General features: G+C 71.3%; 9 protein-coding genes. 2 read left to right on the top strand and 7 right to left on the bottom strand.

What is annotated here, in order from left to right:
* Both G6022_RS13745 and G6022_RS13740 read right to left on the bottom strand, forming a co-directional pair.
* The coding region (locus G6022_RS13745) for an SAM-dependent methyltransferase (RefSeq protein WP_182691785.1) at positions 1 to 733 on the bottom strand (733 nt) is incomplete at its 3' end.
* Positions 734 to 761: 28 nt separating this feature from the next.
* Positions 762 to 1,541 (bottom strand): SDR family NAD(P)-dependent oxidoreductase, encoded by a 780-nt coding sequence (locus tag G6022_RS13740; RefSeq protein ID WP_182691783.1) that lies wholly within the window; start codon positions 1,539 to 1,541, stop codon positions 762 to 764.
* Between the two features lie 63 nt (positions 1,542 to 1,604).
* On the opposite strand from G6022_RS13740, the gene G6022_RS13735 reads away from it, so the two are divergent.
* Positions 1,605 to 2,024, top strand: coding sequence for a PPOX class F420-dependent oxidoreductase (locus G6022_RS13735; protein WP_182643907.1), 420 nt, complete (start codon positions 1,605 to 1,607; stop codon positions 2,022 to 2,024).
* Positions 2,025 to 2,071: 47 nt separating this feature from the next.
* Here G6022_RS13735 and G6022_RS13730 read toward each other — a convergent pair whose 3' ends face one another.
* Positions 2,072 to 3,178 (bottom strand): Xaa-Pro peptidase family protein, encoded by a 1,107-nt coding sequence (locus G6022_RS13730; RefSeq protein WP_182691781.1) that lies wholly within the window; start codon positions 3,176 to 3,178, stop codon positions 2,072 to 2,074.
* A 138-nt stretch (positions 3,179 to 3,316) separates the two neighbouring features.
* Between G6022_RS13730 and G6022_RS13725 the strand changes: the two genes are divergently transcribed.
* Positions 3,317 to 4,246 (top strand): 5'-3' exonuclease H3TH domain-containing protein, encoded by a 930-nt coding sequence (locus tag G6022_RS13725; RefSeq protein ID WP_182639486.1) that lies wholly within the window; start codon positions 3,317 to 3,319, stop codon positions 4,244 to 4,246.
* A gap of 176 nt (positions 4,247 to 4,422) precedes the next feature.
* Here the strand turns inward: G6022_RS13725 and G6022_RS13720 are convergent, their stop codons facing one another.
* The 4 genes from G6022_RS13720 to G6022_RS13705 form a co-directional block, all read right to left on the bottom strand.
* Positions 4,423 to 7,083, bottom strand: coding sequence for a DEAD/DEAH box helicase (locus G6022_RS13720; RefSeq protein WP_182639485.1), 2,661 nt, complete (start codon positions 7,081 to 7,083; stop codon positions 4,423 to 4,425).
* A complete protein-coding gene (tatC, locus tag G6022_RS13715; protein WP_241730486.1) occupies positions 7,067 to 8,005 on the bottom strand; it encodes a twin-arginine translocase subunit TatC in 939 nt (312 codons plus the stop codon). The genes G6022_RS13720 and tatC overlap by 17 nt, the downstream gene beginning before the upstream one ends.
* Positions 8,006 to 8,122: 117 nt before the next feature.
* On the bottom strand, positions 8,123 to 8,590 hold the full coding sequence (gene tatA, locus G6022_RS17080; protein ID WP_182617383.1) for a Sec-independent protein translocase subunit TatA: 468 nt from the start codon (positions 8,588 to 8,590) through the stop codon (positions 8,123 to 8,125).
* A 108-nt stretch (positions 8,591 to 8,698) separates the two neighbouring features.
* Entirely contained in the window at positions 8,699 to 9,670 is a 972-nt protein-coding gene (locus tag G6022_RS13705; RefSeq protein WP_182617382.1) for a WYL domain-containing protein, read from the bottom strand.
* Positions 9,671 to 9,722: the final 52 nt, after the last annotated feature.

Genomic DNA, 9,722 nt, shown 5'->3' with positions numbered 1-9,722 from the left:
GGAGATCGGTACCCGCCAGGCGGTCGGTGATGTCCCCGAGCGTCCCGATGACCGTGGTCTCGTCCTCCCGGCCCGCGGACATCACGATCCCGGCGGGGCACCCGGATCCATGGGCGTGCGCGAGCCCCCGGATCACCTCGGCGAGCTGCGGGGCACCCACGTGGGTCACCACGGTGAGGTCCGAACGCCAGGTCAGAAGGGTCGATCCCGGCTCCCCGCCCGATTGGGCCGGCCGGGTCTGGTCGCCCACCGGCGTGTTGTGGACCGACCCGGTGTTGTGGACCGACCCCGTGTGGTGGACCGACCCCGTGATGTGGACCGAGCCCGTGATGTGGACCGAGCCCGGTCCACCGGGTGCGGACAGGTCGACCCCGACAGCGGCGGCCGCCGCCGCGAACACGGGGACACCGGGGACGACCTGCCACCCGATCCCCGCCGCCTCGAGCGCGCGGAGTTCCCGGCCGACCCGGACAGACGACGCGGGATCCGCCGGGATGAGCCGGACGACCCGGTCGCCCCGCTCGCACGCCGACCGGATCTCGTCGACGACGTCCGGCAGGGGCATCCCCTCCGTGTCCACCAGGCGGGCCGTCGGCGGGCAGAGGGCCAGCACCTCACCGGGCACGTGACCGCCCTCGAACAGACAGGTCCCGCAGCGGGCGAGTGACCGGGAGGCGCGGACGGTGAGGAGATCCGCGGCGCCGGGGCCGACGCTGATGAACCGGGCGGTCACCGGGCGCGGTCCTCCGCGGCGGGGGCGTTCACCGCGGCATCCGTCGCCACAGCGGCTGCGGCACGAGTCGGGCGACGGCGAACATCACCCGCAGTTGCCACGGGATCCACACCACCCCGGCCCGCCGGGCCCGCACCCGCTCGACGACCGCGTCCGCCACCTGGTCGGGAGTCGACGAGAACGGGGCGGGGTCCATCCCCTCGGTCATCCGGCCGATCACGAACCCCGGGCGGGGGATCACCAGCGTCACGCCCGTGCCGTGGAGCGCGTCGGCCATCCCCGAGGCGAACCCGTCGAGACCGGCCTTCGCGGAGCCGTACACGTAGTTCGCCCGCCTGACCCGTTGGCCGGCGACGGACGAGAACGCCACGAGTACCCCGCGCCCGCGGGACTTCATCCGCTCCGCCAGAACCGTGAGCAGGGCGGCCTGGGCCACGAAGTCGGTGTGCAGGATCCTGGCCGCGGCCGCCGCGTCCCTCTCGGCCACCTCCTGATCGCCGAGGACCCCGAACGCCAGCACGGCGATGGAGATCTCACCGATCCGGGACTCGACGTCCTCCACGACCCGAGCGTGCGAGTCGAGGTCGTCGGCATCGAAGTCCATGATCTCGACGACCACCGCCCCGGCCGCCGTGAGTGGGGCTGCCAACGCGGAGACGTCCCGACCGGGGCGGGTGGCGAGGACGACCGTGCGTCCGTCCGCGAGACGCCGGGCCACGGCCAGACCGATCTCGCTCCGGCCACCGAATATCACGACGACCTCGCCTGCCGGTGCGCGCCGGGGCGAGGGGGCTGCGGGGGTGGACATGAGGGAATTGTCCCACGCACGTCGTCGCGGTCCGCGTCGGCTCGCTGTGGCAGGCTCGCCGCTATGTCCCGCACACTGGCAGACCTCTCCCCCGATGCCCACGAGTTCCTCGCCGAGTACCACCTGGGCACGCTCACCACCCTCCGCCGCGACGGTTCACCGCACGTGGTGGCGGTGGGCTTCACCATCGACCCCGAGTCGGGGCTGGCCCGCGTGATCACCCGGCGGGGATCGCAGAAGGCGCGCAACGCCGCGCGCGGCGGGCGGGCAGCGGTCTCCCACGTCGACCGCGGCCGCTGGTTGACCTTCGAGGGGCACGCGCGGCTGCTCACCGACGAGGCCTCGGTCCGCGAGGGCGAGCGCCGATACGGGTTGCGCTACCGCGAACCGAAGCCCAATCCCGAGCGCGTCGTGGTGGCGATCGAGGTGGACCGGGTCCTGGGCTCCGCCCAGATGTTCACCGGGACCGGGCTCGGACGCTAGAGCTCCCCCGGGGATCGCCGGCCGAGGACACGGACCGGGGCGCGAGATCAGAGGACCCGGAGACCCCGGTCACCGGTGGTCAGGTCACGCCGGCCGTCCGCCGTCACCGCGACGATGTCCTCGAGACGGGCACCCCATCCGCCCGCCGTGTAGATCCCGGGCTCGACGGAGAACACCATGCCCTCCGCCAGCACGGTGTCGGCCCCGGGCGCGACGAACGGGGGCTCGTGCAGCCCCAGACCGATCCCGTGTCCGGTGCGGTGGATGAACAACTCCCCGAGCCCCGCGGCCGCGAGGTGTTCGCGGGCCGCGGCGTCGACCTCGCCGATCGCGACGCCAGGGCGCACCGCCTCCCGGGCCAGACGCTGCGCCTCCTGCAGCACCGCGTACGCCTCGGCGATCCCGGGGTCGGGCGCCCCCATCGAGTACGTGCGGGTGCAATCCGAGTGGTACCCGCTCTCGAGTGGCCCGCCGATGTCCACCACGACGATGTCCCCCGGTTCGATCACGCGGTCTGAGACCCCGTGGTGCGGGTCGGCGCCGTTGGGCCCCGAGCCGACGATCACGAACTCGGCGTGTGTGAGCCCCTCCTGCACGATCGCGGCGGAGATCAGCTCACCCACCTGCTCCTCGCTACGACCGACCTCGAGGAACTCACCCATCCGCGCGTGGACCGCGTCGATACGGCGGGCGGCCTCGGCGAGCTGGTCGAGCTCGTGCGGCGTCTTGACGGCCCGCACGTGGTCGATCACCTCCGAGGCCAGGATCACCTCACCGTCGACACCCAGCTGGAGTGGGACGAGATGCAGCGCGGGCAGCGCGGTCGAGACGGCGATCCGGCCCCACACCGTGCCCGCGACCAGAGGGACCGCGTCCGTACCGTCCGCCCAGGGATGGATCTCCGCGCCCACCCGGGCGGCGGCCCGGCGGGTGACACCGGTGAGCTCGAGCGCAGGGAGCACGAGGAGGGGCGTTCCGTCCCCGACGGGCACGACGAGGGCCGTGAGCCGCTCGTGGGACTCCATGCGTTCGCCGGTGAGGTAAGCCATGTCCTCGCCCGAGTACACCACCACGTGATCGATCCCGAGCTCGCGCGCGCGATCACGCACCGCCGTCAGTCGCCGGGCGTGGGTGTCCGAGGGGCCGGTGCTCATCCCCCCACCCTAGGTCGTCGGGCGTCGCGGGCGCCCGCCGTCCGCTCCCGGCGGACCACTGTCACCTCGCCCTCTCACGGGGAGGACTATTCTGACGACAGGTCGATACCCGGCCCACACTCGACCCGAGGAGGCGCGGTGTCCCAGGGCCCGCTCATGGTTCTCGACAGTGCCGGCCTGTGGTTCCGCGCGTTCCACTCGGTACCGGAGAAGATCACCGGACCCGACGGCGCACCGGCCAACGCGGTGCGTGGATTCTGCGACATGGTGTCGGTGCTCCTCGAGGAGTACTCGCCGTCCGGACTGGTGGCGGCCCTGGACCGCGAGTGGCGCCCCGACTGGCGTGTGGGGTTGGTTCCGTCGTACAAGGCCCACCGTGTCGGGGACGACGGCGGGGAGGACGCGCCCGCCTCACTCCACCCGCAGGTCGGCGCGATACGGGAGATCCTCACCGCCGCGGGTATCACGCAGGCGTCCGCCGCCGACGCCGAAGCCGACGACGTCCTGGCAGAACTTGCCGCGCGTGATCGCGAGGTGCTGGTGGTGACCGGCGACCGCGACCTGTTCCAGCTGGCGTCGGCGACCACCACGGTCGTGTACGTGGGGGCGGGGATGAAGAAGCGACTCGCGTACACCCCCGAGGTCGTCGCGGAGCGCTTCGATCTTCCCCTCGGCGACGACGCGCGCGTGTACGCCGACTACGCGGTACTCGTCGGTGACGCCTCCGACGGCCTGCCGGGGGTGGCGGGGATCGGCACCAAGACCGCGGCCTCCCTCGTGCGGGAGTACGGGGGCCTCGACGGCATCGTGGAGGCCGCCGAGGACGACGGATCTGGTCTCACCGCCCGGCAGCGGAAGGCGGTTCTCGAGGCCGCCGACTATCTGACCGCCGCCCGCGGAGTGGTCCGTCTGCGGGGTCGCGGGTTCGAGCTCGAGTTCGAGGGTGATACCGACGGCCGGCGCGGACACGTGGACCGGGCGCGGTTGGACGCCCTCGGTGAGGCCACGGGACAGGCGCGTGCGATCGGGCGTCTGGAGAAGGCGGCCTCGGTCCTGGACCCGGCCTGAGAGCCGTCGCCGGTCCCCTGCAGGCCCGGGGCCGGTCATCTCCCGCGCCGGAAATCACCAGCGCCAGTCATCGATAAGAGCGTTCCGCACACCCTCTTCTCGGACGATGTGTGCGGAACGCTCTTCGCGATGGAGGGATGGCGCGACTGCGCGAGGGAGGGATGGCGCGACGGGGGTCAGACCGTGTGGTCGAGTACGACCCCGCGACGTAGGGACCCCACGGCCGACCGTGCCGTCCGCGCGAGATCGGGCTCGGCGACCTGCCCGACCTGGGCCAGGACGTCCACGACCAGCCGCGCGGAGCGAACGAAGTCCCCGGCGGTGAGTTCCACGCCCTCCTGCCACGAGGCGGCGAGGATCGACGACAGCGCGCCACCCGACACCCAGTGGTGCAGGACCGGTGCGAGCCCCGCGTCCAGATCCGGGGTCGAGGGCAGCTGGTGAGCCTTCTCGGTCGCGGCGACGTCGGCGGCGACGAGTTCGGTCTCGGCGAGGGCCGCGCGCAGCAGTTCGTCGGAGGGTTCTCGGACCACCGCGTCACTGCGGGGGTGGGCCACGACGGTGGCGATCACCGCCGCCAACCCGGCCGGGTCCAGCCCGGCCCACACGCCGCGTCGGAGACACTCGGCCACGAACAGGTCCTGCTCGGTGTGCACACCCGCGAGAAGGCGGCCGGCGTCCGTGGCGCGGATCTCGCCCTCCCGGTCCTCCAGGTAACCCAGGTGCTCCAGCAGACCGACGATCCTCCGGAAACGGCGGGCCAGGGAGTCGGAGTCGGATTCCACCTCGGCGGTGAGCTCAGCCACGTCCGCCGCTGCCCGGGCCCAGCGTTCGTGGAGACGTGCCAGCCTGTCGATCCGCGGGTCGTCGTGGAGGGGGTGTTGGCGCACGGCGCGGCGCGCCGCGGCGATCCGCGGGTCCTTGCGGACGGGCTTGCCGCCGGCGTTCTTCATCCGACCTCGGGCCTTACCCCGGAGCCCCTCCATCCGATGGACCAGCGCCCGCTTGGCCCGCCCGTCGAGCTTGCGTCGGCCGCGGGGCAGATCGACCCTCCCCACCGGGACGGGGGGTGCCGCGAAGTCCTGCTGGCGCAGCCAGCCGGTCCAGCCGGTGTCGGTCAGGCACAGCAGTGCCGGGTCGGCGGGGATATCGGTGCGGACCTGCAGCACCGTGGCGACCATGCCGAACCGTTTGCGGCCCACGGTGATCACCGAACCCGCGGTCTGTTTGAGCATCGCCGCACGGACGGAGTCCAGCCGGTCCTCCCGGGTCGCCTTCTCGGTGGACTTCTCCAGTCGGCCGAGGTCCGCACGGAGCGACATGTACTCGTCGAGCTGCCGGTCTCCGCCGGCGCCCTCGAGATCGGCCCGGATTCGGTCCCTCTCATCGGTCCTGCGTTCCACCGCCCGGGACCGGGACACCAGCGTGCGGTCGGTCTGGAACTGCGCGAACGACCTGCCGATCAGCGAGGTGGCCTCCGCCACGCCGAGTTGCTCCACGAGGTTGACGGCCATGGAGTAGTCGGGTGTGAACGCACTGCGCAGTGGGAATCGCGGGGTGTCGACCAGTGCGGACAGCGCGTCCAGGTCGAGGTCCGGCTGGTCCAGCACCACCGCGGTGCCCTTGGTGTCGATCCCCCGCCTCCCGGCGCGCCCGGTGATCTGCGAGTACTCCGCGGAGGTGAGCATGGCGTGGGTGTCGCCGTTGAACTTGGTGGTCTTCTCCAGGACGACCGCGCGGGCCGGCATGTGGATTCCCAGGGCGAGGGTCTCGGTGGCGAACACCACCTTGATCAGACCCGCCGAGAACAACTCCTCCACGATGGTCCGGAACAGCGGCAGCATCCCCGCGTGGTGGGCCGCGATGCCGCTGACCAGCCCGGCCCTGAAGGCGGTGAAGTCGAGCGCGTCCAGGTCATGTCGGGGCACCTGTGCGCATGCGGCGTCGACGTGCGAGGCGATCCGCCGGGACTCCTCCCCGGTGGTCAGCCGCAACCGGGCCCGCCGCATCTGCGAGACCGCCCCGTCGCAGCCCGCCCGGGAGAACACGAAGTAGATCGCGGGCAGCAGATGGTCGTCGTCGAGCTTCTCGATGACGTCCTGGCGCCGCGCCCATTGCGCTCGGGGCCGGGCCGCGACCCGCTCGTCGTGATATCCGCCTCGGGTGCGCCGCCGTTGGTCGGCCGCCGCGCGGACCGGGATCAGATCCCCGTCCGTGTAGAGCATGTGTGCGAGCGGAACGGGCCTCAGCTCGGAGAGCACCACGGCGGTGTCCCCCCGGATCTCGCTGATCCAGTCCCCCAGCTCGTCGGTGTTGCTCAGCGTCGCCGACAGGCCCACCAGTCGAACCGCCGGATCGAGGGTGAGGATGATCTCCTCCCACACCACCCCTCGCGACCGATCACCCAGGTAGTGGATCTCGTCCATGACCACACAGTCCAGGTCGTGCAGGGCGGAGGAGCCGGAATAGATCATGTTCCGGAGGACCTCGGTGGTCATCACCACCACCGGGGCGTCGGCGTCGATCGAGTGGTCCCCGGTGAGCAGCCCCACGTTCTCGGGCCCGAACCGATGACGGAACTGCCGGAACTTCTGATTGCTCAGCGCCTTGACGGGCGTGGTGTAGAAGCACCTGCCGCCGCCGGACAACGCCCGGAGGGCCGCGTACTCCCCGATGAGCGTCTTGCCCGAGCCGGTGGGCGCCGAGACGAGCAGATTGCGGCCGGCGTCGAGCGCGGTGAACGCCTCCAGCTGGAACGGGTCCGGGTCGAAGCCCTCCGTCTGCAGGAACGATTCGAGCAGCGTGCCCGAATCGTGGGGCTCAGAGCGTGTCGTCATACATCGCCCCACCCGACGGCGCCTGGAGGGGCCGGGCACCACCGAGTGGCTCGGGTGCGGACAGCGGGCCGGTGGACCGGACCGCACCGGAGCCGTCGAGGCGCTCGGACGGGCCCAGCGGCGACGCGGACTCGTCGTCGACCTCGAGCCACTCCTCGCGGTTCCTGCTCTTGCGCTTGTCGTGGATGCGGGCGAACTGGATGGACATCTCCACCAGGATGCACACCGCCCCGGCGAGGGCCAGCATCGAGAACGGGTCCTGCCCGGGCGAGGCCACGGCGGCGAAGACGAAGATCCCCATGATGATCCCGCGGCGGGACCTGGCGAGCACCTCGTACCGGAGCACTCCGGCGACGTTGAGCATCGCGATGAGCAACGGGATCTCGAAGCTCACCCCGAAGATCAGGATCAGCTGGATGAGGAAGGTGAAGTACTGCGTACCTGAGAGGGCGGTGGTCTGGACGTTGTCGCCGATCGAGAGCAGGAACTCGAGGGCGAAGACGATGACGATGTAGGCCAGGACGGCGCCGCCGATGAACAGGACGGCGGCGAGGAACGTGAAGGCGATCCCGTAGCGCTTCTCGTTCTTGTGCAGGCCGGGAGTGATGAAGGCCCACAGCTGGTAGAGCCAGACCGGGCTGGCCAGCACGATGCCGGCGGTCGCGGCCACCTTCAGACGCAGCATGAACTGCTCGAAGGGGCCGGTGGCGAGGAGGCGGCACTGGTCCCCCGAGTCGCCGAGCTGGAGTCGGGCACCGGGAGGGATGTCGCAGTACGGGCCGGTGAGGATCTCACCCAGCGAGGGGACTCCGAAGAACCCGCTGCCGTACCACCAGAATCCGAACCCCAACGTCACCACGATCGCTGCGAGGGCGATGAGCAGTCTCGTGCGCAGCTCGTAGATGTGCTCGATGAGGGGCATCGTGCCGTCGGGGTTCCGGGGCCGGCGCCTGCGCTTGGACAGCAGCCGACCGGCGCCGCCCCTGGGGGTGGCGCCGGTCTTCTCCGGTCCGGTCCGCGTCATCGGTGAGGTGGCCTGCTACCGCTGGGGGCCGGTGCCGCCGTCGTACGGCGCGGTGGGATCGAAGTGCTGCTGGTGCTGGCCGGGCTGCGGCGGCTGCTGATTAGGCTGCTGACCCTGTGGCTGTTGGTACTGCTGCTGGGGCTGACCCGGCTGTTGGTACGGCTGCGGGGGCTGACCCGGCTGCTGAGCCTGGGTCTGCTGGTACGGCTGCTGCGGGGCCTGCGGGTAACCCTGGGTCTGGGGCTGTGCCTGCTGGGGATGCGCCTGCGGCTGGACGTACTGCGCCGCATTCGGCTGGCCGGCCTGCGTGAGCGCCTCAGGCTCGGCCGGCTTGTCGTCGTTCTGCATCTCCTTGATCTCCGACTTGAAGATCCGCATCGACCGGCCGAGACCGCGCGCGGCGTCGGGGAGCTTCTTGGAGCCGAAGAGAATCAGCACCACCGCGAGGACGATGAGCCAGTGCCAGATGCTCAACGCACCCATGTCAACCTCCGTTTGTGGGACAACATGCCCATGCTAACGCACCGAGGCCGACAGGCGTTGTCGCGGTCCTCGTCTGCAAAGGCGGTGACCAGCGGGTTCACCACGATTTCACGTCGACGATATCGAGTCGTCGCCTGCCGAGTAGAGCGCGAGTCCCGCGGTGGCCCGGGCGGCGATCTCCGCGGCCAGCGCGGGGTCCGACGGCGTCACCACGTCTGCGTGCCCGAGCAGGAACCTGACCAGCCACGCCCGGTCGTGATAAGCGATCGAGACGTCCAGATCACCGTCCGGACGCCGGACGACGTCATGGAAACCGAACTCGTCGAGGAACCACGCCGCGGCCGAGGGGACGACGGCCCGCTCCATCAGGACGCCCGCCTCGCCGTCGTCCTGGGGTTCCGGTCCGAGCGCCCGGCGCGGTCCGACCTCCTCCACCCCGCTCATCCGATCGGTGCGGAACGTCCTCCACTGACCCGTCCCGCGGTCGACGCCGTGGACGTAGGAGTGGCCGTCGGACACCGAGAGGCGAGCCGGATCGACCACCCGGGTGGTGGAGGTGTCCGAGCTGGCCGAGTGGTAGACGAATCGCAGCGCGTGTCCGTCGTGGACCGCGGTACGCACCACATCGGCATCCGGGGTGGTGGTCTCCGGACGGGGGGCGTCCACGCCGCGTCCCCCGGCACCCGACTCGACACCTGCCGCGGTCCGGAGGGTCTGTAGCAGATCGCGCAGGGCGGTCTGGTCGACCACCTCGGGATGGTCCAGGAAGATCGCGAGTCCGGTCTCGAGTGTGACGGCCTCGGCGGCGGTGAGCCGCACGGGCCGGTCGATCCCGGCGGTGAACGTCACCTCGACCAGCTCGGCGTCGTCGAGGTCCTCGGACGAGAACGCCAGGTCGATGAGGTCACCCGGGCCGTACCCGGGAAGCCCGCAGGACCACAGCTGCCACAGGGCGTCCCGCAGCTGCTTGTCCGACATGCCGAGGTCCCGCGCGGCGTCGGCCACGGGCACGGCTCCCCGGGTGTGGAAGTAGGGGACCACGCTGAGCAGCGTCGCCAGGGGGACGGCACGGGGGGTCATCGGACGGCCTCCTGCGCAGCGGTGAGGATGGTCACGACCCGGACGCGCAGCT

It is taken from the genome of Dietzia sp. Cai40, assembly GCF_014145165.1.
Lineage (GTDB): Bacteria > Actinomycetota > Actinomycetes > Mycobacteriales > Mycobacteriaceae > Dietzia > Dietzia natronolimnaea.
Note: the sequence above shows the minus strand (reverse complement) of the source record. Positions and strands in the feature narration are given on the sequence as shown.

What these genes read in the sequence shown, in the direction of transcription:
- G6022_RS13730 (WP_182691781.1), bottom strand. Translation starts at nt 3,178, where the DNA reads ATGAGCACCGGCCCCTCGGACACCCACGCCCGGCGACTGACGGCGGTG.
- tatC (WP_241730486.1), bottom strand. Translation starts at nt 8,005, where the DNA reads ATGCCCCTCATCGAGCACATCTACGAGCTGCGCACGAGACTGCTCATC.
- G6022_RS13735 (WP_182643907.1), top strand. Translation starts at nt 1,605, where the DNA reads ATGTCCCGCACACTGGCAGACCTCTCCCCCGATGCCCACGAGTTCCTC.
- G6022_RS13740 (WP_182691783.1), bottom strand. Translation starts at nt 1,541, where the DNA reads ATGTCCACCCCCGCAGCCCCCTCGCCCCGGCGCGCACCGGCAGGCGAG.
- G6022_RS13705 (WP_182617382.1), bottom strand. Translation starts at nt 9,670, where the DNA reads ATGACCCCCCGTGCCGTCCCCCTGGCGACGCTGCTCAGCGTGGTCCCC.
- G6022_RS13720 (WP_182639485.1), bottom strand. Translation starts at nt 7,083, where the DNA reads ATGACGACACGCTCTGAGCCCCACGATTCGGGCACGCTGCTCGAATCG.
- tatA (WP_182617383.1), bottom strand. Translation starts at nt 8,590, where the DNA reads ATGGGTGCGTTGAGCATCTGGCACTGGCTCATCGTCCTCGCGGTGGTG.